The sequence below is a fragment of the Streptomyces sp. NPDC093261 genome, from assembly GCF_044753645.1.
GTDB lineage: Bacteria > Actinomycetota > Actinomycetes > Streptomycetales > Streptomycetaceae > Streptomyces.
In genome coordinates this window covers 277,539-302,817 of record NZ_JBIVNO010000002.1, presented here as the reverse complement: position 1 = coordinate 302,817, position 25,279 = coordinate 277,539, and the positions used below count along the sequence as shown (strand labels likewise).

General features: G+C 72.7%; 20 protein-coding genes. 4 read left to right on the top strand and 16 right to left on the bottom strand.

Annotation, left to right across the window (positions count from 1 at the left end; translation table 11 throughout):
* Positions 1–10: 10 nt before the first annotated feature.
* From ACIP94_RS07775 to ACIP94_RS07760, 4 genes are read right to left on the bottom strand one after another with little or no spacing between them, the layout of a single operon-like run.
* On the bottom strand, positions 11–1,951 hold the full coding sequence (locus ACIP94_RS07775; protein WP_402421027.1) for an ABC transporter permease: 1,941 nt from the start codon (positions 1,949–1,951) through the stop codon (positions 11–13).
* The gene (locus ACIP94_RS07770; protein WP_402421024.1) at positions 1,951–3,387 is read right to left on the bottom strand and encodes a glycine betaine/L-proline ABC transporter ATP-binding protein; all 1,437 of its coding nucleotides are present in this window, start codon (positions 3,385–3,387) and stop codon (positions 1,951–1,953) included. Before ACIP94_RS07770 ends, ACIP94_RS07775 begins: the two co-directional genes overlap by 1 nt.
* Positions 3,387–4,916, bottom strand: a complete 1,530-nt coding sequence (locus tag ACIP94_RS07765; protein ID WP_402421022.1) for a GMC family oxidoreductase — start codon at positions 4,914–4,916, stop codon at positions 3,387–3,389. Before ACIP94_RS07765 ends, ACIP94_RS07770 begins: the two co-directional genes overlap by 1 nt.
* Before the next feature lie 50 nt (positions 4,917–4,966).
* A complete protein-coding gene (locus ACIP94_RS07760; RefSeq protein WP_402421019.1) occupies positions 4,967–6,487 on the bottom strand; it encodes an aldehyde dehydrogenase family protein in 1,521 nt (506 codons plus the stop codon).
* Between the two features lie 192 nt (positions 6,488–6,679).
* Between ACIP94_RS07760 and ACIP94_RS07755 the strand changes: the two genes are divergently transcribed.
* Positions 6,680–7,456, top strand: a complete 777-nt coding sequence (locus ACIP94_RS07755) for a hypothetical protein (protein WP_402421017.1) — start codon at positions 6,680–6,682, stop codon at positions 7,454–7,456.
* Positions 7,457–7,784: 328 nt separating this feature from the next.
* Here the strand turns inward: ACIP94_RS07755 and ACIP94_RS07750 are convergent, their stop codons facing one another.
* From ACIP94_RS07750 to ACIP94_RS07730, 5 genes are all read right to left on the bottom strand, one after another.
* Positions 7,785–8,774: a malate dehydrogenase gene (locus ACIP94_RS07750; protein WP_402421013.1), complete on the bottom strand. Its 990-nt coding sequence runs from the start codon at positions 8,772–8,774 to the stop codon at positions 7,785–7,787.
* A 542-nt stretch (positions 8,775–9,316) separates the two neighbouring features.
* Positions 9,317–10,384 (bottom strand): DUF2690 domain-containing protein, encoded by a 1,068-nt coding sequence (locus ACIP94_RS07745; RefSeq protein ID WP_402421010.1) that lies wholly within the window; start codon positions 10,382–10,384, stop codon positions 9,317–9,319.
* 204 nt (positions 10,385–10,588) lie between these two features.
* On the bottom strand, positions 10,589–11,197 hold the full coding sequence (locus ACIP94_RS07740; protein ID WP_402421007.1) for a helix-turn-helix domain-containing protein: 609 nt from the start codon (positions 11,195–11,197) through the stop codon (positions 10,589–10,591).
* A 718-nt stretch (positions 11,198–11,915) separates the two neighbouring features.
* Positions 11,916–12,380 carry a DUF3017 domain-containing protein gene (locus tag ACIP94_RS07735; RefSeq protein WP_402421725.1) on the bottom strand — a complete coding sequence of 155 codons (465 nt, stop codon included), beginning with the start codon at positions 12,378–12,380 and terminating at the stop codon, positions 11,916–11,918.
* A 37-nt stretch (positions 12,381–12,417) separates the two neighbouring features.
* The gene (locus ACIP94_RS07730; RefSeq protein ID WP_402421005.1) at positions 12,418–13,272 is read right to left on the bottom strand and encodes a bifunctional methylenetetrahydrofolate dehydrogenase/methenyltetrahydrofolate cyclohydrolase; all 855 of its coding nucleotides are present in this window, start codon (positions 13,270–13,272) and stop codon (positions 12,418–12,420) included.
* Between the two features lie 264 nt (positions 13,273–13,536).
* Between ACIP94_RS07730 and ACIP94_RS07725 the strand changes: the two genes are divergently transcribed.
* On the top strand, positions 13,537–14,202 hold the full coding sequence (locus ACIP94_RS07725; RefSeq protein ID WP_402421002.1) for a hypothetical protein: 666 nt from the start codon (positions 13,537–13,539) through the stop codon (positions 14,200–14,202).
* 108 nt (positions 14,203–14,310) lie between these two features.
* Here ACIP94_RS07725 and purH read toward each other — a convergent pair whose 3' ends face one another.
* Complete coding sequence (gene purH / locus ACIP94_RS07720) at positions 14,311–15,900, bottom strand: bifunctional phosphoribosylaminoimidazolecarboxamide formyltransferase/IMP cyclohydrolase (protein ID WP_402420999.1); 1,590 nt, start codon at positions 15,898–15,900, stop codon at positions 14,311–14,313.
* Entirely contained in the window at positions 15,897–16,544 is a 648-nt protein-coding gene (gene purN / locus ACIP94_RS07715; RefSeq protein WP_402420997.1) for a phosphoribosylglycinamide formyltransferase, read from the bottom strand. Before purN ends, purH begins: the two co-directional genes overlap by 4 nt.
* A gap of 352 nt (positions 16,545–16,896) precedes the next feature.
* On the opposite strand from purN, the gene ACIP94_RS07710 reads away from it, so the two are divergent.
* Positions 16,897–17,679, top strand: coding sequence for a hypothetical protein (locus tag ACIP94_RS07710; protein ID WP_402420994.1), 783 nt, complete (start codon positions 16,897–16,899; stop codon positions 17,677–17,679).
* Between the two features lie 46 nt (positions 17,680–17,725).
* Here the strand turns inward: ACIP94_RS07710 and ACIP94_RS07705 are convergent, their stop codons facing one another.
* On the bottom strand, positions 17,726–19,363 hold the full coding sequence (locus ACIP94_RS07705; protein WP_402420992.1) for a DUF6350 family protein: 1,638 nt from the start codon (positions 19,361–19,363) through the stop codon (positions 17,726–17,728).
* Between the two features lie 151 nt (positions 19,364–19,514).
* On the opposite strand from ACIP94_RS07705, the gene ACIP94_RS07700 reads away from it, so the two are divergent.
* The gene (locus ACIP94_RS07700) at positions 19,515–20,309 is read left to right on the top strand and encodes an RNA polymerase sigma factor (protein WP_402420989.1); all 795 of its coding nucleotides are present in this window, start codon (positions 19,515–19,517) and stop codon (positions 20,307–20,309) included.
* A gap of 463 nt (positions 20,310–20,772) precedes the next feature.
* Here ACIP94_RS07700 and sucD read toward each other — a convergent pair whose 3' ends face one another.
* From sucD to ACIP94_RS07680, 4 genes are all read right to left on the bottom strand, one after another.
* Entirely contained in the window at positions 20,773–21,657 is an 885-nt protein-coding gene (gene sucD / locus ACIP94_RS07695) for a succinate--CoA ligase subunit alpha (protein ID WP_402420986.1), read from the bottom strand.
* A gap of 21 nt (positions 21,658–21,678) precedes the next feature.
* The gene (gene sucC, locus ACIP94_RS07690) at positions 21,679–22,860 is read right to left on the bottom strand and encodes an ADP-forming succinate--CoA ligase subunit beta (protein ID WP_402420984.1); all 1,182 of its coding nucleotides are present in this window, start codon (positions 22,858–22,860) and stop codon (positions 21,679–21,681) included.
* A gap of 921 nt (positions 22,861–23,781) precedes the next feature.
* The gene (locus tag ACIP94_RS07685) at positions 23,782–23,946 is read right to left on the bottom strand and encodes a hypothetical protein (protein WP_402420982.1); all 165 of its coding nucleotides are present in this window, start codon (positions 23,944–23,946) and stop codon (positions 23,782–23,784) included.
* A 133-nt stretch (positions 23,947–24,079) separates the two neighbouring features.
* Complete coding sequence (locus ACIP94_RS07680) at positions 24,080–25,264, bottom strand: VWA domain-containing protein (protein WP_402421722.1); 1,185 nt, start codon at positions 25,262–25,264, stop codon at positions 24,080–24,082.
* Between the last annotated feature and the right edge of the window lie 15 nt (positions 25,265–25,279).

Sequence of the window (25,279 nt, the reverse complement as noted above, 5' to 3'; positions counted from 1 at the left end):
ACGAGACATGTCACGCTCCCTTCTTCGCGCGCCGCTCGGTCGGCTGGGTCACCCGGTCGAGCATCAGCCCGAGGCAGACGATCGCCGCGCCGGCCACCAGGCCGGTCGCCAGGTCGCCCTGCGCGAGGCCGAAGACGACGTCGTAGCCGAGCGCGCCGCCGCCGACCAGGCCGCCGATGATGACGACGGCGAGGACCAGGACCACGCCCTGGTTGACCGCGAGCAGCAGCGCCGGGCGGGCGAGCGGAAGCTGGATCTGGCGCAGCTGCTGGGCGCTGGTGGCACCGAGCGAGCGCGCCGACTCCAGGGCGGCCGGGTCGACCTGGCGCAGGCCCTGGGCGGTGATGCGGACGACGGCCGGGAGCGCGTAGACGATCGCCGCCGCGACGGCGGGTGCGCGGCCGACGCCGAACAGCGCGACGACCGGGATCAGATACACGAACTGCGGCATCGTCTGGAAGACGTCCAGGACCGGGCGCAGCAGCCGTTCGAAGCGGTCGCTGCGGGCGGCCGCGATGCCGGTCGCGACACCGAGGACGAGGGTGACGGCGACGGCCGCCAGCACCTGGGACAATGTGTCCAGGGACGGCTTCCACACCCCGAGCACACCGGTCGCGGCCATGGCGAGGACGGCGGTGAGCGCGGTGCGCCAGGTCCCGATCAGCCAGGCCGGGGCGGCGACGACGAGCAGGACCGCCCACCAGGGCAGCCCCTGGAGCCCGGCGCGCACCGGGTCCAGGATCCAGGTGGTGAAGTGGGCCGCCCAGTCGGCGGTGCCGCCCACGTAGGGGACGCCCGAGTACAGATGGGCGGTCATCCAGTCGACGGCGCTGTTCACCGGGTCGGCGATCCGTACGGTCCACGCGTCCGGCCAGTCCAGGCGGCCGGCGAGCCGCGCGGCAAGGGCGACGGCGAGGGTCGCGACGGCGGCGTACGCCCATCCGGCGCGTCCGCCGGGCCGCTCGGCCTCGGCTCCCGCCGCGCCGGTGACCCGGTCCAGGACGACCGCGAGCAGCACGATCGGGATGCCCGCGGCGAGCGCGGCGCCCACGTCGACGGAGGCGAGCGCCTGGTAGACGCGGTCACCGAGGCCGCCGGCGCCGATCACCGAGGCGATGACGGCCATGGACAGCGCCATCATGATCGTCTGGTTGAGGCCGAGCAGCAGTTCCTTCCGGGCCAGCGGCAGCCGGGCGGTGAACAGGCGCTGGCGGGCGGTGGTGCCGAGCGACTCGACCGCCTCCAGGACCTCGCTGTCGGCGCCGCGCAGGCCCAGCGCGGTGAGCCGGGCCATCGGCGGGGCCGCGTACACGACGGTGGCGAGCACGGCCGCGGGGACACCGATGCCGAAGACCAGCACGACGGGCAGGAGATACGCGAACGCCGGCAGCACCTGCATGGTGTCGAGCACCGGCCGCAGGGCGCGGAACGTACGGTCGGACAGGCCCGCGGCCAGGCCCAGCAGCGCGCCGAGCGCCACCGAGACGAGCACCGCGACCACCATGAGCGCGAGCGTCTGCATGGTGGTCACCCACATGCCGAGCAGACCGCAGGCAAGGAACGCCGCCGCGGTGGCGAGGGCCAGACGGGTGCCCGCGGCGCGCCGGGCCAGCAGTGCGGCGGCGGCCGTCACGCCCGGCCAGCCCGCCGCGAGCAGCACGAGGTAGACGGCGCGTACGGCCAGGATGACGGCGTTGCTGACGTAGCCGAAGAAGTACAGGAAGAGGGGGTGGCTGTCGCGGTTGTCGATGATCCAGTTGCTGGCCGAGGCCAGCGGCTTGGAGAGGTCGACGGTGAGCGCGTGCGGCCAGGTGCCGCTCGCCCAGCGGGCGTCGGCCAGCGGTGCGAGGACCGCCGCGACGGCCGCGAGCAGCAGGAGCTTGCTCACGGCACGATGCCTGAGCAGGCCGGGAACGGTGGCCTTGGGCGCGGTGGCGGTGAGCGTGGCCATCACGCCACCTCCTCGGCCTGCTCCGTCCCGGTCACGGCGCGTTGCCCCGTTCCGTGCGGGGCGGCCTGGTCCGACGGAGTGGCGGTGGCCTGGCCCGCCTTGGTCGCGGAGGCCTGGTCCGCACCGTCCACGGCCGCCCGGTCCGTACCATCCACGGCCGCCTGGTTCGTACAATCCACGGCCCCCTGGTTCGTACCATCCACGGCCCCCTGGTTCGTACCGTCCGCGGCGGCCCGGTCCGTACCATCCACGGCCGCCCGGTTCGACGGGGCGGCAGCGCTCCAGTCCGTCCCGGGCGCGGTGGCGGTGGCCCGCTGGGCCTCATCGGTCCCCGTCACGGCGTCCTGGCCGGTCCCGGTCACGACGCCCTGGTCTGTGCCGGCCACGACGCCGAGCAGGCGCGCGTGGTCGACGACGCCGAGGCAGCGGCCCTCGTCCATGACGCGGGCCGGGGAACCGGTGCGGGCGACCGCCTCGATCGCCTCCGAGACCGTGGCGTCCGGCGACACCGCCGGACCGCCCCCCGCCTCCTCCGCGGACGCGTTGCGCATGGCCGAGCGGACGGTGATGACCTGCTCGCGCGGAACGTCCCGGACGAACGCGCGGACGTAGTCGTCGGCCGGGGAGCCCACGATCTCCTCGGGGCTGCCCAGCTGCACGATCCGGCCGTCGCGCATCAGGGCGATGCGGTCGCCCAGCTTGAGCGCCTCGCTCAGATCGTGCGTGATGAAGACCATCGTGCGGCCCTCCTCACGGTGCAGCCGGACCACCTCCTCCTGCATATCGCGCCGGATCAGCGGGTCGAGCGCGCTGAACGGCTCGTCGAACAGGAGCACCTCGGGGTCGACGGCGAGCGCGCGGGCGAGTCCGACCCGCTGCCGCTGGCCGCCGGACAGCTGGCTGGGGCGCCGCTGCTCCATGCCCTCCAGGCCGACCTTGGCGATGAACTCGGCGGCGCGCTCACGGCGTTCGGACCGGCCGACGCCCTGAACCTCCAGGCCGTACGCGACGTTGTCGAGGACCGTGCGGTGCGGCAGCAGGCCGAAGTGCTGGAAGACCATCGCGGCGCGGTGGCGCCGCAGTTCGCGCAACCGCGCCTTGTCCATGGCGCGGACGTCCTCGCCGTCGATGGCGATGGTGCCCGCGGTCGGTTCGATCAGCCGGGTCAGACAGCGCACGAGCGTGGACTTGCCGGAGCCGGACAGGCCCATGACGACGAAGACCTCGCCCTTGCGGACGTCGAAGCCCACATCGCGGACCGCGGCCGTGCAGCCGGTGCGTTCGCGCAGCTCGGCGGCCGGCAGCGCGGCGAGTTGGGGGTCCGCCGGGATGCGGCCGGCCTTCGGACCGAAGACCTTCCACAGTCCCTCGACCGAGAAGACGGGGGCACCGGACGTGCCGGTGGGGGGCTTACGGGTGGGAACTGCGAGAGCCATCAGGCCTCACCTCCGAGCAGATCGGCGGCCTTCTCCCCGACCATGAGCACCCCGATCATCGGGTTCACGGCGGGCATGGTGGGGAAGACGGACGCGTCGGCGATGCGGATACCGTCCAGGCCGCGGATCTTCAAACAAGGATCGACCACGGCGAGTTCATCGGTCTCGGCGCCCATGCGGCAGGTGCCGGCCGGGTGGTACACGGTGTGGGCGACCTTGCGGGCGTAGGCGCTCAGCTCCTCGTCGCCGGTGAGGTCCGGGCCCGGGCACACCTCTCGCTTCAGCCAGCCGGCCAGCGGCTCGGTCCTGGCGATCTCGCGGGCGATGCGGATGCCGTCGACGAGGGTGCGGCCGTCGTAGTCGTCCTCGTCGGTGAAGTAGCGGAAGTCGAGCGCGGGCTTGACCTCCGGGTCGGCGCTCGTGAGGTAGAGGCGGCCGCGGCTCTTCGGCTTGGGGATGTTCGGGGTCATCGAGACGCCGAACTCCGGCCGCTCGTAGCCCAGGCGTTCCGGATTGTCCGTGAACGGGATCTGGTAGAAGTGGAACATCAGGTCCGGGCCCGGCTGTTCGGGGTCGCGGCGCACGAACAGCCCGGCGTCGCTGTCCATCGCGGAGTTCTCGGGGATCGGCCCGTGCGTCTCCCACACGATCACCGACTCGGGGTGGTCCAGCAGGTTCTCGCCGACGCCCGGCAGGTCGTGCACGACCGGTATGCCGAGCTTCTCCAGGTCCGCCTTGGGGCCGACACCCGAGTGCAGCAGCAGCCGCGGAGAGTCGACGGCGCCGGCGCACAGCACGACCTCCCGCCGGGCCCGTACGAGGATCTCCTCGCCGTCCTTGGTGCGCACGTGCACGCCCTGCGCGCGCGTGCCCTCGAGGTCCAGCTTGTAGGCCCAGGTCTCCAGGAGGATCGTCAGGTTCGGGCGCTCGTCCATCACCGGGTGCAGATACGCCACAGACGCGCTGGAGCGCTTGTTGTTCTCGGGGTGGTAGGCGAGGTCGAAGAAGCCGACGCCCTCGGTGAACGGCTTCCTGTTGAAGCCCTCCACGCGCGGCACGCCGAGCGCCTCCTGGGCCGCGTCCACGAAGTCGCGGGCGATGGCGTTCCGGTCCTTCTCGTCCACCGGGACGATGTTGTTGAGGAGGCGGGCGTAGTACGCCTCCATCGGGACGGCGCCCCAGCCCTCGGCGCCGGCCGCCTGCCACTCGTCCCAGTCGGAGGGCAGCGGCTTGAACGCGATCAGGGTGTTGTGCGAGGAGCAGCCGCCGAGCACGCGGGCGCGGCTGTGCCGGATGTGGGAGTTGCCGCGCGGCTGCTCGGTGGTCGGGTAGTCGTAGTCCAGTTCACCGCCGAGCAGGCCCATCCAGCGGCGCAGAGTGAGGACGTCGTCGCGGCCGACGTCGCTCGGGCCGCCCTCGATGACGGCGACGGTGACGTCCGGGTTCTCGGTGAGGCGGGAGGCGATGACGGAACCGGCGGTGCCGCCGCCTATGACGACGTAGTCGTACTCGTGGGTGGTCGGGTGCATGGGGTGCTGCTCCAGAGGTGCGGTGGGGGGACGGGGGTGCGCGGTCGGCGTCAGCCCGCGAACCAGCGGACCGGCTTCGGGGCCAGGTTCTGGTAGACGTGCTTGGCCTCGCGGTACTCGGCGAGGCCCGCGGGGCCGAGTTCGCGGCCGATGCCGCTCTTGCCGAAGCCGCCCCACTCCGCCTGCGGGAGATAGGGGTGGAAGTCGTTGATCCAGACGGTGCCGTGCCGCAGCCGGCCGGCGACACGGCGGGCGCGGCCCGCGTCGGCGGTCCACACGGCGCCGGCGAGGCCGTACTCGGTGTCGTTGGCGAGCGCGACCGCCTCGTCCTCGGTGCGGAAGGTCTCCACGGTCAGGACGGGCCCGAAGACCTCCTCGCGTACGACCCTCATCTCCCGGTGGCACGCGTCGAGCACGGTGGGCTCGTAGAAGTAGCCGTCGGCCGGCCTGGTCTCGTCCGGCTCGGGGCGCTTGCCGCCGCAGCGCAGCACGGCGCCCTCGGCGAGCGCGGAGGCGACGTACGCCTCGGTCTTGTCGCGCTGCTCGGCGGAGATCAGCGGACCGCACTCGACGCCCTTCTCGGTGCCGCGGCCGAGGCGTATCCGGCCCGCGCGCAGGGCGAGTTCGGCGACGAATCGCTCCTTGACGGACTCCTCGACGATAAGGCGGGAGCCGGCCGAGCACACCTGGCCGCTGTGTATGAAGGCGGCGTTGAGAGCCTGGTCGACGGCGGTGTCGAAACCCTCCTCGGTGGCGCAGGCGTCGGCGAAGACGACATTGGGGTTCTTGCCGCCGAGTTCGAGGGCGAGCTTCTTCACGCCGACGGCGGCTGCCTGCGCGACCTTCGTGCCGCTGACGAGTCCGCCGGTGAAGGAGACCAGGTCGACGTCGGGGTGCCCGGAGAGCCGGGCGCCGACCGAGTGGCCGGGGCCGGTGACGACATTGGCCACCCCTGCGGGCAGTCCGGCCTCCACGAGCAGCTCGATCAGGGCGACGGTGGTCATAGGGGTGATCTCGCTCGGCTTGACCACGAAGGTGTTGCCGGCGGCGAGCGCGGGGGCGATCTTCCAACTCGCCTGGAGCAGCGGATAGTTCCAGGGGGTGATCAGGGCGCAGACGCCGACGGGCTCGTACACCACGACACTGTGGATGTCGGGCGAGCCGGCGTCGACGACACGGCCGGCGCTCTCGGCGGCGACGAGGCCCGCGAAGTAGCGGAAGGCGTCGGCGACGCAGTCGATGTCGACGCGGCCCTCCTCCAGCGTCTTGCCCGCGTCGCGGCTCTCCAGAAGGCCCAGCTCTTCGCGATCGCGTACGAGCAGATCGGCGACGCGGTGCAGCAGCGCGGCGCGCTCCGCGGCGGACGTACGCGGCCACGGACCGTCGTCGAAGGCGCGGCGGGCGGCCGCTACGGCCGCGTCGACGTCCCTTTCGTCACCCTCCGCAACCAGGGCGAGCGGCTCGGCATCCGCGGGGTCCAGGATCTCGCGCGTGGCACCGGAGAGCGCCGGGCGCCACTCTCCTGCCACATGAATGGTCTGCGCTGCCTGCCGTGCCTGCTGTCCCGACATGATCGGTAATGCCTTCCGTTACTGTTCGGTCGCCCTGTGTCACCTGCGTGTCACCCCCCATGGGCGGCGTGCACCTGCCCCTGCGCCGGGAATGCATGCGTCCGTGTGACCGAAAGTGCTCCGCGTCACTGAAAATGCGGTCGAAAAGGGTGAAAAGTACGCTGAGCCTGACCTACTGGTGGAGGTGACGCGATGTTCCGCACGCAGGGCTTCACAATCGCGACGCGCGCGACGGTGACGGCCGCGACGATGGGTCTGCTGTTCTCCCCCGCGCTGGGCGGCGTGTCGTCGGCCAGGACCGGCGGCGACCAGAGCCCACAGCAGCTGGCAGCACAGGCCCAGAGCGCGCTACGGCAGGCGACATCCGTCCGGATCCACTATCAGGACCGCAGCGCCGCCGCGGCGAACAGCGTCACGCTGCCCACCGCGATGGACCTCGTGCTCGACCGGCAGGGCAACTGCGCGGGCACCCTGTCCCTCGGCACGCACGGCGGCATGGTCCGGATCGTCAAGCGAGGCACCGATGTGTGGTTGAAGCCGAACACGGCGTTCTGGACGGCGGAGCTTCCGGGCGACCGGGGCACGGCCGCGGCCAAGACGTTCAAGAACCACTACATCCACGGCTCCACGAACGACATGGTCTTCAGCGGTGTCGTCAACGCCTGCAGTCTCCAGGACCTCCAGTCGGCCGCGACGGCGACGCCGCCCACCACCCTGAAGGAGGGCCTCGCGACGACCGTGAACGGCACCCGGGTGGTCCCGCTGTCCTTCACGACGAACGGCCTGACCTCGACGCTGTATGTCACGACGGGCAGGCCGCACCTGCTGTACCGCGCGGCCCAGAAGGGGCCCGGCACGGACCTGACCCTCACCTTCACGGACTACAACAAGCCGGTTACGGCCAAGACTCCGCCCCCGAGCACGTCACTGGACGTCTCGAAGCTCCAGAGCCTGCTGGGGTCGGCCTGAGACAGAACCCGCCGGAGCGGCCCCGGGGCATGACCCCGGGGCCGGCCTGAGGCAGAACTGGGCGCCCTGCCGCTGACCGCCGGACTCGCCGCGGCCCCTTCGGCGTCATCGAGGGCCCGGCCCACGGCCGGGGTTCGCCCCCCATCCTGGGCGCCTTCGGGGCGCCACCGGCACGGGACGTGCCGTCGCGCGCCGGACGGCCGTGACGAAGGCCGGGCCCTGTCCCCGGTCGAGGTGAACCCACGGACGGCGATCGGAAAGACCGCAGGCCCCGTCCCCGGAAGAACCGGGGCGGGGCCTGCGGGCCGTCGCGGCGAGACCGAGCGGGTCAGATGAGGCCGAGGGAGCGGACCGCCTCGCGCTCCTCCTCCAGCTCCTTCACCGACGCGTCGATACGGGCGCGGGAGAACTCGTTGATGTCCAGGCCCTGGACGATCTCGTACTTGCCGTCCTTGGTGGTGACCGGGAAGGAGGAGATGAGGCCCTCCGGGACGCCGTAGGAGCCGTCCGACGGGATGGCCATGGAGGTCCAGTCGCCCTCGGCCGTGCCGTTGACCCAGGTGTACACGTGGTCGATGGCGGCGTTGGCGGCGGAGGCGGCCGACGAGGCACCGCGGGCCTCGATGATGGCGGCGCCACGCTTGGCGACGGTCGGGATGAAGTCGTCGGCGAGCCACTTCTCGTCGTTCACGACCTCGGCGGCGTTCTTGCCGGCGACCGTGGCGTGGAAGATGTCCGGGTACTGGGTGGCGGAGTGGTTGCCCCAGATCGTCAGGCGCTTGATGTCGGCGACCGAGACGCCGGTCTTCTTCGCGAGCTGGGTCAGCGCGCGGTTGTGGTCGAGGCGGGTCATCGCGGTGAAGCGCTCGGCCGGCACGTCCGGGGCGGCGGCCTGGGCGATCAGCGCGTTGGTGTTGGCCGGGTTGCCGACGACGAGGACCTTGACGTCGTCCGCGGCGTGGTCGTTGATGGCCTTGCCCTGCGGCTTGAAGATGCCGCCGTTGGCCTCCAGGAGGTCACCGCGCTCCATGCCCTTCGTACGCGGGCGGGCGCCCACGAGGAGGGCGACGTTGGCGCCGTCGAAGGCGACGTTGGGGTCGTCGCTGATCTCGATGCCCTGCAGGAGCGGGAACGCACAGTCGTCGAGCTCCATGGCCGTGCCCTCGGCGGCCTTCAGCGCCGGGGTGATCTCCAGGAGGCGCAGCTTGACCGGCACGTCCGCGCCGAGCAGCTGGCCCGAGGCGATGCGGAAGAGCAGTGCGTAGCCGATCTGGCCGGCCGCGCCGGTGACGGTGACGTTCACGGGAGTGCGGGTCATGGCGTTCTCCGTATGACAGCTGGCGGTGGGGCGTCGTCGCCCCGGGGTGCGGGATCCCCGCCGTCGGCTCGTGGCCGACGCCCGCCGCGATGATCGATCAAAGGTATGGATGATCGATCTCTTGGCGTCAAGAGAGATCCAGCGGTCAGGCTATCGCGCATCCGTGAGCGCGCACTGCCGGGCCTGTGTGGCCCGTCCCACAACCGGCCGAGGCGGGAGCCGTCCGCTTCGCGGGCGCGATGGAGCGGCGGCCGTCCGCTCCGAAGAGGGGGACCGAGCGGAGGCCGCCGCCGGGGGGACGTCCAGCCGGAAGGGCCTCGGCCTCCCGGCGCTACCGGACTCCCGTGGGGGTACCGTGCGCCTGCCCCGCGACGGCCGGCTCATGCATGGTGGGGGCGAGTCTTTTCGAGAGGTCTTGTCGGGGGTCTTCTCGGCGGGTCTTCTCGGCAGGTCTTCTCGGCAGGTCCTCTCCGCAGGTCTCTCCGAAATCTCTTCGGCAGGGGGCGCGCGGAGGTGCGCCTGTGGCGCGCACGCCACTTCCGCTACTTCGTGCACCCCTTCCGCCCCGACACCAGCGTCACGCACGCCTTCGCGGCGGCCGCGTCCTTCACGGAGACCATGGGGGTGTACGCGTCCGTGTCCGCCGCGCCGGTCACCGACCCGGTCTGCCGGGCCGATCCGCCCGCGGACACCTCGACCGTGTCGCCCGGCGCCGCCCGCGTGATACGAGCCCACGCGGCCCCGCAGGTCCTGCTGTACCGGACCTCGACGAGGGTCGTGCCCACGGTGACGCTGGTGGTGCTCCTGGCCAGGGTGCCGCCACAGCCCGCTTTCTCCGGGTCCTTGCCGGTGCAGTCCGCGCCGGCGCACCGGACGCCCGCCGGCAGGTCCGGGTTCGGACTCGCCGACGTCGGGGACGGTCCGGGCGCCCCGGCGGACCTCTTTCCGTCGCCGCCGGTGAGGAAGAAGGCCACCGCGATCAGCGCGAGCGCCCCGGCCAGGCCCGCGAGGAACATCATCAGCCGCCGCCTGCGCTGGGCACCGCCGGTCACCGGCCGCCCGGTGCCGGGCGGTCCGCCCGCCGTCGCGGGTCCGAACGCCGCCGCGGGCCCGAAGACTCCCGGCGCGCCCGTCCGTACGTCGCCCGCGCCCGTACGTACGTCGCCTTCGCCCGTCCCTAGGTCGCCCGCGCCCGTCCGTACGTCGCCCGCGCCCGTACGTACGTCGCCCGCGGCGCCCGGGGGCGTGGCGGCCGCCGGCCGCGGCGGCGTGCCGGGCGCCGTCGCGGTGCGGCCCTGGGAGATCCGGACGGCGTCCAGGTTCATGTCCAGGCGCGTCTCCGAGCGGCTCCAGGCACGCTCGGCCCGCTCCCACAGTGTGGTCAGACGGACGGGGTCGGTGCCGGTCACCTCGGCCAGGGCGACGACGGCGCCCTTCGGCGCGAGCAGCCGGCCGGCCAGGTAGCGCTCCCAGGACGACTTGCCGTAGCCGGTGCGGTCGGCCACGGCATAGACGCTGAGCCCGCTGTGGTCCACGAGCCGCCGCAGCTGTCCCGTGAACTCCCGTATCTGCGGATCGAGTTCCTCGGGCAGGGCCTTCCAACGAGGCATCGCTTCCCCCCTCATTCCCCCGGTGTGCGCTGAGGCGGTCGGGCTTCCCCCTGACGGGGCGAGGGCACTCGGGACGCCCCCGGACCGTCCCGAGGGGACACGTTAGCCCCGGCACGGCGAGCATTCGGGGCCATCCGCGAACTTGTCGACGCATCGGCACATCAGGGACAGGGCGGCGACCTCGGCCGTCACACCGGCCTCATCTCACCCGAGGGCCACGGCACCGACGACGGCCACGACGAGCAGCATCAGCAGGGCGAGGAGCGCGGTGAGCAGAAGACGGCGCCCGGCGGGGCGCGGCGGGGGCACGTCCTCGGGGCGGTCCCACCACGGAACCGTCGGATCGTCCTCGTACTGCCCCGGCACGGGACCGTCCGCCGGTGCGGGTACGGGGTCGGCGCCTGGCGACGCGGGCACGGGAGCACCATCCACCGGAGCAGACACGGAAGCACCATCCACCGGAGCAGACACGGAAGCACCATCCGCCCGAGCAGGCACGGGAACACCGTCCTCCGGTGCGGGCGCCGGTGCGGGCTGGCGGGGCCAGGCGCGCACGGCCAGTTCCCAGCGCACACCGAAGCGTTCGGCCTCCTCGCTCTCGAGCCCCACGACCCGGCACAGCGCGGCGACCGCCTGGCGGGGCGGCGGCTGGGAGGCGTTGAGATAGCGCTGCCAGGACGACTTGCTGTACGCGGTGCGCGCGCCGAGGGCGACAAGGCTGAGACCGGTGCGGTCCTTCAGGAGCCGTAACTGCTCCACGAAGTGCCGCACCTCCGGCGGCAGATCGTCCGGCAGCGACTGCCAGGCACCCATCGCTCACCCCTCCGCGTTACCCGGCTCAAGCGTCCATCCGTTCGATTGACGACGTCAGGGGCCTGATCGGTTCCGTTGCAGGGCGCGCAGACGGTAGCGGAACGGTCACTTCCGTGCCACAGCCCTCCCTCAGGTGTTGAACAGCTCACGCCCGTACACAAGGGTGTTTCCCGGGCGGTGCGACCGCCCGGGCGCCCGGCCTCCCACGGGGGAGAGGCCGAGCGCCCCTTCTGTGTGCCCGCGCCGATCCGGGGCCCCGTGCGCCCGGTACCGAGGCCTCTGTGGGCCCGAGCCGTGCCAGGGCCGTCCCGTCCCGTTACGGAGTGCTCGGCCGGCGCGCGGGCCTGTCGCCCCAGGCCCTCCGGCAGCGGCGCCCATTTCCCTGATCCGGTCCGCCACGCCGCCCCCCTTCACGATCGCGTCCGACCATCGTCGTCGCAGCGGTGGGGCCCGTACCGCGTTCCCGCTCTGTCCGATTCCCCCGGCAGCCGGAACGCCGCCCACGGCTGCTGCACAACCCGCACCCGCCGTACGGCCGTCCGACCGGCGTCACCGGCCCGGCCGCATACGACGACAGCGCACCACTGGGCCGTACGACGACAGCGCACCGCCGGCCCCATACGACGAGAGCGCACCCGCCGCCCCCCGTACGACGACGGCGGGCCGCCCCTCCCGGAGAAGGGGCGGCCCGCCGTGCGTCCGCCGGACGGCAGCGGCCTCAGGTGCGGACCGTGAAGTGCAGCGTGTCGTCAAGGAACGGTATCTCCAGCCAGGGATCGGGCTGGGCCATCATCGCGAGCAGCACTATGGCCAGGCCCAGGACGCCGTAGGTCACCATGTCGGTGAAGCGGGAGCGCACCGCGAGCATGCCCACGTCGGGCAGCAGCCAGCGCATCGCGGCACCGCCCAGCAGCGCGACGCCGATCAGGATGGTGCCGAAGCGGAACGCGTCCAGTGCGGTCACCAGCAGCCCGAGCCCGACGACGCCCAGCACCACGAGGATCGGCCACTGGCGGGCGGGCGCGGGCGCGTCACCGGGCGCGGCCCGGCCGCCGCCCTCCGGCCGGGCGGTGTCCCGGGTGATCCGCGGGAACCGCCGGGTCGTCCGCACCGGCCGGCCGGCGGCGTCGGGAGCGCTGACCGCGTCCCGCACGACCGGCTCGGCGTCCGTCTCCCGCCCCACCGCGGTGTCCTTCTCCCGGGTGTCCTCGGGCTCGCCGTCAGCCGACACTGCGCTCCGCCGCCTCGACCACGTTCACGAGGAGCTGGGCACGGGTCATGGGGCCCACTCCGCCCGGGTTGGGGGAGATCCAGCCGGCCACCTCGGCGACGTCCGGGTGGACATCACCGACGATCTTGCCCTCGGCGCTGCGGGAGACGCCGACGTCGAGGACGGCGGCGCCCGGCTTGACGTCCTCGGGCCGGATCAGATGCGCGGAGCCCGCCGCGGCGACGATGATGTCGGCACGCCGCAGATGCGCCGAGAGATCGCGGGTGCCGGTGTGACACTGGGTGACCGTGGCGTTCTCGCTGCGCCGGGTCAGCAGCAGCGGCATCGGGCGCCCGATGGTCACGCCCCGGCCGACGACCACGACCTCGGCACCCTTGATCTCCACGCCGTAGCGGCGCAGCAGGGTGAGTACGCCGTTGGGGGTGCAGGGCAGCGGCGCCGGCTCGTTCAGCACCAGGCGGCCCAGGTTCATCGGGTGCAGGCCGTCCGCGTCCTTGTCCGGGTCCATCAGCTCCAGGATCCGGTTCTCGTCGATGCCCTTGGGCAACGGCAGCTGCACGATGTAACCGGTGCACTCCGGGTCCTCGTTCAGCTCGCGGACGACCGCCTCGATCTCCTCCTGAGTGGCGGTCGCGGGCAGTTCGCGCTGGATCGACGCGATGCCGACCTCCGCGCAGTCGCGGTGCTTGCCCGCGACGTACTTCCGGCTGCCGGGGTCGTCCCCGACCAGGATCGTGCCGAGGCCGGGCGTGACGCCCTTCTCCTTCAGCGCCGCCACGCGGGCGGTCAGATCGGACTTGATCGCGGCTGCGGTGGCCTTGCCATCGAGAATCTGGGCGGTCATGTCTCCCATCCTCGCGGATGACCGGCCCACGGTTCCAATCCGGCTTCGCCTTCCGGCATCCGGCGGCCGTCCCCTGCCCTGATCAAAGAGGTTGCACTTGCACAACACCTGCGAAATGCCGCTGGACAAAGGTGCGAGGGGTTGAGAACCATGAACGGCGGTGTCGCGGGCAGTATCCGGGGGGACGGACCGCAGCTGTAGAACTTTCCTCCGAACCGTGTCCCGCTCGTCCCCGCACTTGAGCAGACGGAGGAAAGACCGCTCATGAGTTTCGGTGAACCGAACAACCCCTACGGCCCGCCCCAGGGCCAGCAGCCGGGCTACGGCCACCCGCAGGGCCAGCAGCCGGGCTACGGCCACCCGCAGGGCCAGCAGCCGGGTTACGGCCACCCGCAGGGCCAGCAGCCGGGTTACGGCTACCCGCAGGGCCAGCAGCCGGGCTACGGCTACCCGCAGGCCCCGCCGGCGCCCCAGGGCTACGGCCAGCAGCCCTTCCCGTCGACCATGCCCGGCACGGTCTCCACCGCCCGTGTGCTGCTGTGGGTCATCGTCGGTCTCCAGCTGATCGGCGCGGGCCTGTTCGCCGTCGGCGCGGCCAGCGTCCACGCCGCCAAGAACGACGCGCAGCTCAAGGACAACTCGAACTTCCAGCAGCTCGCCGACTACTCGACCGGCTGGCTGTGGGCGATCACGGTGTTCGCCCTGGTCTGGGCGGTGTTCGCGGTCGCGCTGGCCCTGAAGTTCAACACCGGCGGCACTGGCCTGCGGGTGACGATCCTGGTGTTCGCGATCATCACCGCGATCCTCGGCATCTACCCGTTCATCATCGTAGGCCTGCTCCACACGGTGCTCGCCGTCCTCATCGCCGTCTTCGTCGGCAACTCCAGCGGCTCCGCGTGGTTCAACCGGCCCAAGCAGCCGTCGTACTGAGCTGAGCGGGACTCCCGCACCGCGGCCTCCGGCTCCCCCCGTGGGGAAGCCGGAGGCCGCTCGCGTGTCCGGGCCGCCGGGAACTCCGGGGCCGGTGCCCGGCGTCGCTCAGTGGAAGAAGTGGCGCGTGCCCGTGAAGTACATGGTCACGCCCGCCTTCTGCGCGGCCTCCACGACCTGCTCGTCCCGGATCGAACCACCCGGCTGGACAATCGCCTTGACGCCGGCGGCGATCAGGATCTCCGGTCCGTCGGGGAACGGGAAGAAGGCGTCCGAGGCGGCGTAGGAGCCGCGCGCCCGCTCCTCGCCGGCCCGCTCGACGGCCAGCTTGCAGGAGTCCACCCGGTTGACCTGGCCCATGCCGACGCCGACCGAGGCGCCGTCCTTCGCGAGCAGGATGGCATTGGACTTCACGGCACGGCAGGCCCGCCAGGCGAAGGCCAGCTCCTTCAGCTCGTCGGCCGGGAGCGCCTCGCCCGCCGCCAGCGTCCAGTTGGCCGGGTCGTCGCCGTCGGCCTGGAGGCGGTCGGTGACCTGGAGGAGGACGCCGCCGTCGATCTGCTTGGCCTCCACGCGGTTGCAGGGGCCGTTCGGGGCCTTGAGCACCCGGATGTTCTTCTTCTTGGTGAGTGCCTCGAGCGCGCCCTCCTCATAGCCGGGCGCCACGATGACCTCGGTGAAGATCTCGGCGACCTGCTCGGCCATCTCCTTGCTGACCGGCCGGTTGACGGCGATGACACCGCCGAACGCGGACAGCGGGTCGCAGGCGTGCGCCTTGCGGTGCGCCTCGGCGACGTCCGCGCCGGTCGCGATGCCGCAGGGGTTGGCGTGCTTGATGATCGCGACGCACGGCTCGTCGTGGTCGTACGCGGCACGGCGCGCGGCGTCCGTGTCCGTGTAGTTGTTGTACGACATCTCCTTGCCGTGCAGCTGCTCGGCCTCCGCGAGGCCGCCGCCGCTGCCGTCGACGTAGAGGGCGGCGGGCTGGTGGGGGTTCTCGCCGTAGCGGAGGGTGTTCCTGCGCTCGTAGGTGGCGCCCACGAAGTCCGGGAAGGCGCCCGTGGCCGGGCCGCCGTCGACCGCCGCGTCGACGGGCGCGTACGACGACGCGAACCAGGAGGCGACCGCGACGTCGTACGAGGCCGTGTGCTGGAAGGCCTCCGCGGCGAGCCGCTTGCGGGCGGTCAGGTCGAAGCCGCCGTCACGGACCGCGGCGAGGACGTCGGCATAGCGCTCCGGGCTGGTGACCACAGCCACGGAGGGGTGGTTCTTGGCGGCCGCGCGGACCATGGAGGGGCCGCCGATGTCGATCTGCTCGACGCACTCGTCGGGGGACGCCCCGGAGGCGACGGTCTCCCGGAAGGGGTAGAGGTTGACGACGACGAGGTCGAACGGCTCGACACCCAGCTCGGCGAGCTGCTGCCGGTGGCTGTCGAGGCGCAGGTCGGCGAGGATGCCCGCGTGGACCTTGGGGTGCAGGGTCTTGACCCGGCCGTCCAGGCACTCGGGGAAGCCGGTCAGCTCCTCGACCTTGGCGACGGGAACGCCCGCGGCGGCGATCCTCGACGCGGTGGAGCCCGTGGAGACGAGCTCGACACCTGCCTCGTGGAGCCCACGGGCCAGCTCTTCGAGCCCGGTCTTGTCGTAGACACTGACGAGCGCGCGCCGGATGGGCCGCTTGGTGCTCTCGGCGGTCACTGGATAACTACCTTTCGTCCCTCAATGCGATAGCCGTTGCGGGCGAGCCGCCCCACGACCTCGACGAGCAGCCTTCGCTCGACTTCCTTGATGCGCTCGTGCAGAGCGCCCTCGTCGTCCTCGTCCCGGACCTCCACCACGCCCTGAGCGATGATCGGTCCGGTGTCGACGCCGTCGTCGACGAAGTGGACGGTGCAACCGGTGACCTTGGCGCCGTACGCGAGCGCGTCACGCACACCGTGGGCTCCGGGAAAACTGGGCAGGAGAGCGGGGTGGGTGTTGACGAAGCGCCCGCCGAACCGCGCGAGGAACTCCTTCCCCACGATCTTCATGAAGCCCGCGGAGACGACGAGATCGGGCTCGTGGGCCGCGACGGCCTCGGTGAGGGCCGCGTCCCACGCCTCGCGGTTCTCGTGGTCCTTGACCCGGCACACGAAGGTGGGCAGACCGGCCCGCTCGGCGCGGGCGAGGCCCTCGATGCCGTCGCGGTCGGCACCGACGGCGACGACCCGGGCGCCGTAGGCTGCCCCGCTCTCGGCGATGGCGTCGAGGAGCGCCTGAAGGTTGGTGCCGGACCCGGAGACCAGGACGACCAGGCGCTTGGCCGCGGACTCGGAGGCGGTCTCGGCCACGGACTCGGCCACGGCGGGGCCCTTTCTCGGGGGACGTTCGTGCGGTCGCTCGACGGGCGGGACGCCCGGGAGAGCTTTTGTATGGTCGTACGAATGCTTCGCACACCCGAATACGGGGAAGTCTACGAAGCGGTCGACCGTCAGCAACGATACCGGCACTCCGGACGGCCCCCGCGGGACGGGGGCGCGGCCGGAAGGTAGCGTCTGCGGAGGAACCGCCCGGGGAAGCGGATCGACGCGGGGGAACGACGCGCCTGCGCGGGACGTTGATCCGGACGAGAACGCCTGCCCGGGCGCACCAGCCTCGCGGCACACTCCGTCGACGAGCGCCCGCCAGAACCACCAAGGGGAAGACGCACACCTGATGCCGGACCGCAGTCTCCGACTCCCTCCGCTGCTGCTGCGCGAGCGGCGCCCTTCGCCCGTGCCGCCGCGGGAGAGCGACGAGACCCCCGGGAACGGGGGTGACTCCGCGAGCGGTGGGCGGGGCCAGGGGGCGTCCCCTGACGACAACCCCTTCGCGCCGCCGCCGGAGGGGACCCCGGACAGGCCCTGGCGGCCGCGCCACCCGGCACCCGGCCGGGACGAGGGGCAGGACGACCCCGAGGACGAGGGCGGACGTTCCGCGTGGGGCAGCCAGTGGAGCGACCGGCAGCCCGGTCCCGCGTCGGGCGGCCGCTTCGGCGAGCGTCCGGGCGGCTCCGGCGGGCAGGGCGGCCCCGAGGGGCCCGGTGGCCAGCGCCCCGGCCTGCGCTGGGACCCCACGGACCCCGCCCAGCGCCGGGCGCGCTACGCGCTGCTGTCCGGTATGTGGGCCTTCTTCTTCGCCCTCTTCAGCTGGCCTTACGTGGCCCTGCTGCTGGGCGCGCTGGCGGTGTACTGGGGCGCGAGCGCGCTGCGCGCCAAGCCCCGCACCCCCGACCCGAACAGCTCGGCGGCCCCTGCCCGCCCGCAGACGACGGCCGCGATCACCGGTCTGATCACGGCGTCCCTGGCGATCGCGATGGTGGCGGCCACGTTCACGGCCCAGCTGGTCTACCGCGACTACTACATCTGCGTGAACGACTCCCCGACGGCCGCGGCGAAGCACTCGTGCAACGACCTGCTGCCGAAGAATCTGCGGGGCGTCCTGGGCACCCAGAACTGAGCCACGGACCGCCGGAACGACGGCGCTGTATGGCGCCCCGGGTCCCTCAGGGGCGCGGTCCCGGGGGCGGTGGGGGCTCGCTTCCCCCGAAGCCCGACAGGAACGGGTCCACCTCGCCCGACAGCAGCTCGTACGGCTGGAGATCTGGGTCCTCCCACAGCGTGTCGATCGGTGTGCGGCCCCCGGCCGGTTCCGGGAGCACCGGCGGCGGGACCGAAGGCGCGGACAGCACGGGTGTGTCCTGTGCCGGCCGATGCCACGGCCACCGCATCCGCCGTCCGCGCCGCTCCGGCTTCCCGCTCCCGCGCAGTCGCCAGGACCGCACACCCAGCGCCAACGGCATCCCCGCGCCCACCACCCAGCAGGCCGCCGCACCGCCCACCTGCCACCCCACCGGCCCGAAGTGCGCCAGCGCGGCCACCCCGAGTGGCCCTCCCGCCGCCTCCGCGAGCCCGCCGAGCAGCGCCCCGCACCCCAGCGCCGCCACCGCCGTCGCCGCCGCCGTCCGCCCGGCCGACCACGCCCCGTCCCGCCGCGGCTTCCGGCCCCCGCACGCCGCACCCGCCACAAACCATCCGACCGTCAGCCCCGCCAGGGCCGGCACCGCCCCCACCGCCCACCCCGGGGGCCCGCCCCCCGTGGCCGGCACCGCCGCCAACAGCGGAAACGGCGGCAGCGGCGCGGGGGGCCGCCCCGCCGACAGCGGCCCCGTCACATGCCCCGCCCCCAGGACGAACCCGGGCCCGAGCGCATAGGCCGCACCCCACACCGCCGCGTTCGGCAGCAGCGCCAGGGCCAGCAGCAGGACCGCGCACCGCCCCGACCACCCCGGCGTGAGCTGGAGGAACGACGCCCGCGCGGCCCCGCCGTGCCACACCAGGGACGCGCCCACGAGCAGCGCGCCCCCGCCGACGAGCACGGCCGCCCCGGCCAGGGCGGCCCGCAGGGAGGCCACCAGCCGGCTCCACGCACCGGCGTCCGCCGGCCCGGTGGTCCCCGGCCGTCGCTCCGCCGGGGACAGCCACGCGAGCGCCCGGCGCACCCACACCGGCCCGCCCGGCCGCCCGTGCGCCGCCCACACACCTGCCCCCGCCGTCGCCACGGTGACCAGCGGGAGACACACCGCTGTCCACGACCATGACGGCCGCAGCGGCCCGCCGGAGGCGTACAGCGCCGCCCCCATGCCGACGCCGAGGTAGCCCGCCACCACGCCGGGCCATGCGGTGCGCGCGGCGACCAGCGGCGCACCGCCCGCCGTCTCCTCGACACCCTCCGCGCCCTCTGGCTCCTCGACGCCGTCCCCGGCCGCCGCGTCACGCCCCGCCCGGTACAGCAGCCACACCGGGAGCACGGCCAGCAGCAGCGGCGTCACCCCGACGGGTGCGGGCACCCCGGAGAGCGTCTCGGTCCGGACGAGGACGACACCGTGCGCCAGCAGCCAGAGCGAGGCCGCGAGGCGCAGCGCGCCGCCTGGGCCGTTGTCGGGGAACGGTGAACTGATCCACAGCAGGATCACGAGCAGGGCGAGCGAGCCGAGCCCCAGGACCGCGGCGACGGCGCCGCTCAGGAGACTGCCGCCCAGCCCGGGCCATCGGTCGCGCGACCGGGTGAGCGGGGGCGACGGCGGGGTGAGCGGGGGCGACGGCGGGGTTCGGCGGTCGGTCCATGGGGTCACGCCCGCCATGCTCCCAACGACACGCGCTTTCCCGTCGTAACAGCGGAAGCACCGATGTGTCGCTCAATATACGTTTATGTACTTTTCTGCACGGAGGGCCGCAGGCCGCCCTGTGACACAGGCTCCCGCCTCCCCGCAACCGCGGTCCGGGCGGCCCCCCGTGACGCCCCGTCAGGCCTTCGACGCGTTGTACGAGTCCTGCGCACCCGCCCTCGTACGACAGACGTATCTGCTCACCGGCCGCCGCCAACTTGCCCGCGAGTCGGTCGAGCGTGCCTTCCAGCAGGCCTGGGAGCACTGGCCTGAGGTCGCCGTGGACCCCGATCCCGGGGGATGGGTACGGGCCGCGGCGCACGACTGGGCGCTCTCGCCCTGGCACCGCTTCCTCCCCCGCCACCGGCGGCCCGAGCCGCAGCCCGCCGACCCGGCCGACCGCGCCCTGCTGCACGCGCTGCTGACGCTCTCGCCCCCACACCGGCGCACGCTGCTGCTCTACGACGGCGTCGGCCTCGGTCTGCCGGAGGCCGCGGCCGAGACACAGGCGAGCACCCCGGTCACGGCGGCCCGGCTGCTGTCCGCCCGGGAGGCGCTCACCGCCCTGGTCCCGGACCAGGCGGCGCCCCCGGTACTGCGCCGCAGGCTGAGCGAGCTGGCCACCGCGCAGCCCCTGCGCGCGTCCCGGCCGCCCACGGTCCGTACCCGGTGCGAGCGGCGCACCCGGCGGTGGACCGCTGCGGCCGTCGCCTTCACGACCGCGGTCGTCGGCGCGACCACGCTGACCCTGCGCATCGCCCAGGACCACTACGAACGACCCGTCGCCCGGGGGAGGGAGATCCGGGACCTGCCGCCACGGGTGGCCGCGGGGCCGCTGTCGGAGGAGCAGCTCGAACTCCGCGCAGTGCTGGAGTCATTGCTCGTTCGCGGCCCGGAACGACTGGTACCGGAGGCGCGGTGACAGTTCTTCGGGGAGAGGGTGGGGAGGCAGGAGGGGAGGGGAGGAGGGGGTTGCCGGTTGCCGGTGAGAGGCAGGTCGGCCGGTCGCCCGTCCACCGCCGTGGGCCCGTCGCCCATCCACCGCCATAGGCCGACCACCGCCGAAGGCCCGTCGCCCATCCACCGCCATAGGCCGACCACCGCCGAAGGCCCGTCGCCCATCCACCGCCATAGGCCGGTCGCCGTCGAAGGCCCGTCGCCCATCCACCGCCATAGGCCGGTCGCCGTCGAAGGCCCGTCGCCCATCCACCGCCGTAGGCCGGTCGCCGTCGAAGGCCCGTCGCCGGGCCCCCGGCGGCGCGTGTGCCGGGCGTGCGCCGGACCCGGAAACGCCAGTGGGCCCCCGCTCCCTGCAGGAACGCGGGCCCACCGAGGTTCACCCGGTGCCGATCAGCCGGTCAGGGCCGTTCGGCGGAGAGGAGAACTCAGCCGGCGAGGATCTCGCGGGCCAGCTTCGCCGTCTCCGTCGGCGTCTTGCCGACCTTGACGCCCGCCGCCTCCAGCGCCTCCTTCTTCGCCTGGGCGGTGCCCGACGAACCGGAGACGATGGCGCCCGCGTGACCCATGGTCTTGCCCTCGGGCGCGGTGAAGCCCGCGACGTAGCCGACGACCGGCTTGGTCACGTTCTCCTTGATGAAGGCCGCGGCCCGCTCCTCGGCATCGCCGCCGATCTCACCGATCATGACGATGAGGTCGGTGTCGGGGTCGTCCTGGAAGGCCTTGAGGGCGTCGATGTGGGTGGTGCCGATGATCGGGTCACCACCGATGCCGACGCAGGTCGAGAAGCCGATGTCACGCAGCTCGTACATCATCTGGTACGTCAGCGTGCCGGACTTCGACACCAGGCCGATCCGGCCCGGCTTGGTGATGTCGGCCGGGATGATGCCGGCGTTCGACTGGCCGGGGGTGATCAGGCCGGGGCAGTTCGGGCCGATGATGCGGGTCTTGTTGCCCTTCTTGCCGGCGTACGCCCAGAAGGAGGCCGTGTCGTGCACCGCGATGCCCTCGGTGATGACGACCGCGAGCGGGATCTCGGCGTCGATGGCCTCGACGACCGCGTCCTTGGTGAACTTCTCCGGGACGAAGATGACCGTGACGTCGGCGCCGGTCTTCTCGATGGCCTCCTTGACGGAGCCGAAGACGGGGATCTCCGTGCCGTCGAAGTCCACGACCTGGCCCGCCTTGCGCGGGTTCACGCCACCGACGATGTTCGTGCCGGAGGCCAGCATGCGCTTGGTGTGCTTCTGGCCCTCGGAGCCGGTCATGCCCTGGACGATGACCTTGGATTCCTTGGTGAGGAAGATAGCCATGGTTGTCTGTGACCTCGTCCCTTACTTCGCGGCAGCAGCCAGCTCGGCGGCCTTGTCGGCCGCGCCGTCCATGGTGTCCACACGCTGCACGAGCGGGTGGTTGCGGTCGTCCAGGATCTGGCGACCCAGCTCGGCGTTGTTGCCGTCGAGACGCACGACCAGCGGCTTGTTGACCTCTTCGCCCTTGGACTCGAGGAGCTCCAGGGCCTGCACGATGCCGTTGGCGACCGCGTCACAGGCGGTGATGCCGCCGAAGACGTTGACGAACACGGACTTGACGTCCGGGTCGCCGAGGATGATCTCCAGGCCGTTGGCCATGACCTCGGCGGAGGCGCCACCGCCGATGTCGAGGAAGTTCGCGGGCTTGACGCCCTTGTGGTTCTCGCCGGCGTAGGCGACGACGTCCAGGGTCGACATGACCAGGCCCGCGCCGTTGCCGATGATGCCGACCTCGCCGTCGAGCTTGACGTAGTTGAGGTTCTTCTCCTTGGCGGCCGCCTCGAGCGGGTTGGCGGCGGCCTTGTCGTGGAGCTCCTCGAACTCGGGGTGCCGGAACTCGGCGTTGTCGTCGAGCGACACCTTGCCGTCGAGGGCGATGACGTCGCCGGAGGCGACCTTGGCGAGCGGGTTGACCTCGACCAGGAGGGCGTCCTCCTTGACGAAGACCTCCCACAGGCTGACGAGAACGTCGGCGACCTGGTCGGCGACCTCGGCCGGGAACTTGGCCGCGGCGACGATCTCCTGCGCCCTCGCCTTGTCCACACCGTCGATGGCGTTCACCGGGATCTGGGCGACGGCCTCGGGGCGGGTGGCCGCGACCTCCTCGATCTCCATGCCGCCCTCGACGGAGGCGATGGAGAGGAAGGTGCGGTTGGCGCGGTCGAGGAGGAAGGAGACGTAGTACTCCTCGATGATCTCCGGGGCGGTCTCGGCGATCATCACCTTGTGGACCGTGTGGCCCTTGATGTCCATACCGAGGATGTCCGTCGCGCGGGCGACCGCCTCGTCCGGGGTGGCGGCCAGCTTCACACCGCCGGCCTTGCCGCGGCCACCGACCTTCACCTGCGCCTTGACGACAGACTTGCCGCCCAGCCGCTCGGTGATCTCGCGCGCCGCCTCAGGCGTGTCGATGACTTCACCGGCCAGCACCGGTACACCGTGCTTGGCGAAGAGGTCCCTCGCCTGGTACTCGAACAGGTCCACGCGCTTCCGTCCCTATCAGTGATCTCGCGGTTCGTTGGATGCGTGGGCGTGCCGCGAAGGGCAACGTGACGTCCGCATGTGTCACAAGGGGTGCGCACACGGTGTCCGAGCGCGCGGCATGTCCGTCTCGCAGGTTATCGCCGCTTGCGGTGGGGCCCTAAATCGCAGATCACACCTGAGCGGTGATACCCGTCACACGTGCACGTGAGGGCAGGGTGCCACCGGGTTGGGGCCGGCCCGGTGGTACCCCTGTGCCGCCCCGCAAGGGGCGAGGAGCGAGAGGAGCGAGTGGTCCCCACCCCAATGGGGCCACTCGCCCGGTACGCGGGGTTTCGGCGGATACGGCCGATGGCTTTCGGCCGCCCCGGTGCCTCATTCCCCGCTGAGGAGTGCGAATGCGCTACGGCGGTGCCGCATGGCGTCGGGCTCAGCGTGCGGATGCCCTACAGCGCTGCCGCACGGCGTCCGGCTCGGAGGGAGTACGTGCCGTGCTTCGGATAGTCCGGGGTGAGGGAAGCGGCGACATCCCGGGCGCCGGTCACCGCGTGGCCTGCCGGCGAGCCGCTCGCCTGCCCCGCGGTCCCCGCGAGGTCCCCGGCGAACGGCGCCGCCGGTCCGGCGACCCTTCCGCGAACGAGCGGCCTCGCCCACGACCCCGTCCGCGAAGGGCCGCACTTCGCCCGTCACGCCGTACGCCAGATGGGTGCTGCTGTCCGCCACCGGGTGCACGACGGGCCGCACGGTCCCGTTCACCGTCTCCACGGCCTGGCGCGCCGTCCACAGGGCCTCATCGGCCGTCCCCACGACCGGCCGCGCCGCACCGGCCACGCCCTGCGCGAACAGCTCCACCCCACCCGACGCCCCCCGCGAACGGCTCCACCCCACCCCCGACCCCCCGCGCCGGCCCCGACGCGCCCGCGACTACGCCCCCGGCGAACGGCGGACCTGCGCGGCGCCCCCGGGCGCCGACGGCATCACCTCACCCGTCACGCCGTACGCCCGCCCCCTCGCGTCCAGGGCGGCCTGCGCGGCGAGCGGCACGGCCCCGGCCCCGGCCCCGGAGGTGCCGACGACCGGCGGCAGCACCGCGGCGGCCGTCTCGTCGGCCCCGGCGGGCCTGGTCCACGGCGGGCGCGGCGTTTCCGGCCTGCGTCTCGGCGCGGTTCCCGAGCCGCTGCCCGGAGTGCGATGTCCCGTCTGTGTGATGCCCTCGCCCTGGTCAGGTGGTCTCCGGCACCGGCAGGGGCCGCTTCTCCAACGCCGCCGCCATCACCTCCGGGAACAGATCGGGCGTGCAAGCGAACGCCGGTGCCTCCAAGGCCGCCAGTGCCGCCGCATGCTCACGGTCGTACGCGGGCGCCCCCTCGTCGGACAGCGCGAGCAGCGCCACGAACTGCACCCCCGACGCCTTCATCGCCGCCACCCGCCTGAGCATCTCGTCCCGGATCCCCCCTTCGTACAGATCACTGATCAGGACCACGACCGTCTCCGTGGGCCGGCTGATCCGCGACTGGCAGTACGCCAGCGCCCTGTTGATGTCCGTACCGCCGCCGAGCCGGGTGCCGAAGAGGACGTCGACCGGGTCGTCGAGCTGGTCGGTGAGGTCCACGACGGACGTGTCGAACACGACGAGCCGGGTCGTGAGCGACCGCATGGACGCGAGGACCGCCCCGAACACCGCCGCGTACACCACCGACGCCGCCATCGACCCCGACTGGTCGATGCAGAGGATGACCTCTTTCTTCATGGACTGGGACGCCCGTCCGTACCCGATCAGCCGATCCGGCACGACCGCGCGGTACTCCGGCAGGTAGTGCTTGAGGTTGGCGGCGATCGTGCGGTTCCAGTCGATGTCGTGGTGGCGGGGCCGGTGGATACGGGCACTGCGGTCGAGGGCGCCGGTGAGCGCGGCCCGGGTACGGGTGGCGAGCCGCTTCTCGAGGTCCTCGACGACCTTGCGCACCACCGCCCGTGCCGTCTCCCTGGTGGTCTCCGGCATCGCCTTGTTCAGCGAGAGCAGCGTGCCGACCAGGTGCACGTCCGCTTCGACGGCCTCGAGCATCTCCGGCTCCAGAAGCAGCGTGGACAGACCGAGGCGGTCGATGGCGTCACGCTGCATGACCTGGACGACGGACGACGGGAAGTACGTCCGGATGTCCCCGAGCCAGCGAGTGACGGACGGCGCCGACGCCGCCAGCCCCGCCGAACGGTCCCGGTCCCGGCGTGCCGCGTCCCCCTTCCCGTACAGCGCGGTCAGCGCCCCGTCCATCGCCGCGTCCCGCCCGGCCGGCCCGTACCCCGTGCCGTCCGCCGAGTCGCCGCCGAGCACCAGCCGCCAGCGCCTCAACCGCTCGTCGGGCCCGGCCGCACCCGCCGTGCCACCACCCGGGCCCCCGGAGGGCATGGCCGCCCCACGGCC

What these genes read in the sequence shown, in the direction of transcription:
- ACIP94_RS07705 (WP_402420992.1), bottom strand. Translation starts at nt 19,363, where the DNA reads ATGGCGGGCGTGACCCCATGGACCGACCGCCGAACCCCGCCGTCGCCC.
- ACIP94_RS07750 (WP_402421013.1), bottom strand. Translation starts at nt 8,774, where the DNA reads ATGACCCGCACTCCCGTGAACGTCACCGTCACCGGCGCGGCCGGCCAG.
- ACIP94_RS07765 (WP_402421022.1), bottom strand. Translation starts at nt 4,916, where the DNA reads ATGCACCCGACCACCCACGAGTACGACTACGTCGTCATAGGCGGCGGC.
- ACIP94_RS07770 (WP_402421024.1), bottom strand. Translation starts at nt 3,387, where the DNA reads ATGGCTCTCGCAGTTCCCACCCGTAAGCCCCCCACCGGCACGTCCGGT.
- ACIP94_RS07755 (WP_402421017.1), top strand. Translation starts at nt 6,680, where the DNA reads ATGTTCCGCACGCAGGGCTTCACAATCGCGACGCGCGCGACGGTGACG.
- ACIP94_RS07760 (WP_402421019.1), bottom strand. Translation starts at nt 6,487, where the DNA reads ATGTCGGGACAGCAGGCACGGCAGGCAGCGCAGACCATTCATGTGGCA.
- ACIP94_RS07775 (WP_402421027.1), bottom strand. Translation starts at nt 1,951, where the DNA reads ATGGCCACGCTCACCGCCACCGCGCCCAAGGCCACCGTTCCCGGCCTG.
- ACIP94_RS07740 (WP_402421007.1), bottom strand. Translation starts at nt 11,197, where the DNA reads ATGGGTGCCTGGCAGTCGCTGCCGGACGATCTGCCGCCGGAGGTGCGG.
- sucD (WP_402420986.1), bottom strand. Translation starts at nt 21,657, where the DNA reads ATGGCTATCTTCCTCACCAAGGAATCCAAGGTCATCGTCCAGGGCATG.
- ACIP94_RS07745 (WP_402421010.1), bottom strand. Translation starts at nt 10,384, where the DNA reads ATGCCTCGTTGGAAGGCCCTGCCCGAGGAACTCGATCCGCAGATACGG.
- ACIP94_RS07730 (WP_402421005.1), bottom strand. Translation starts at nt 13,272, where the DNA reads ATGACCGCCCAGATTCTCGATGGCAAGGCCACCGCAGCCGCGATCAAG.
- ACIP94_RS07710 (WP_402420994.1), top strand. Translation starts at nt 16,897, where the DNA reads ATGCCGGACCGCAGTCTCCGACTCCCTCCGCTGCTGCTGCGCGAGCGG.
- ACIP94_RS07680 (WP_402421722.1), bottom strand. Translation starts at nt 25,264, where the DNA reads ATGCCCTCCGGGGGCCCGGGTGGTGGCACGGCGGGTGCGGCCGGGCCC.
- ACIP94_RS07725 (WP_402421002.1), top strand. Translation starts at nt 13,537, where the DNA reads ATGAGTTTCGGTGAACCGAACAACCCCTACGGCCCGCCCCAGGGCCAG.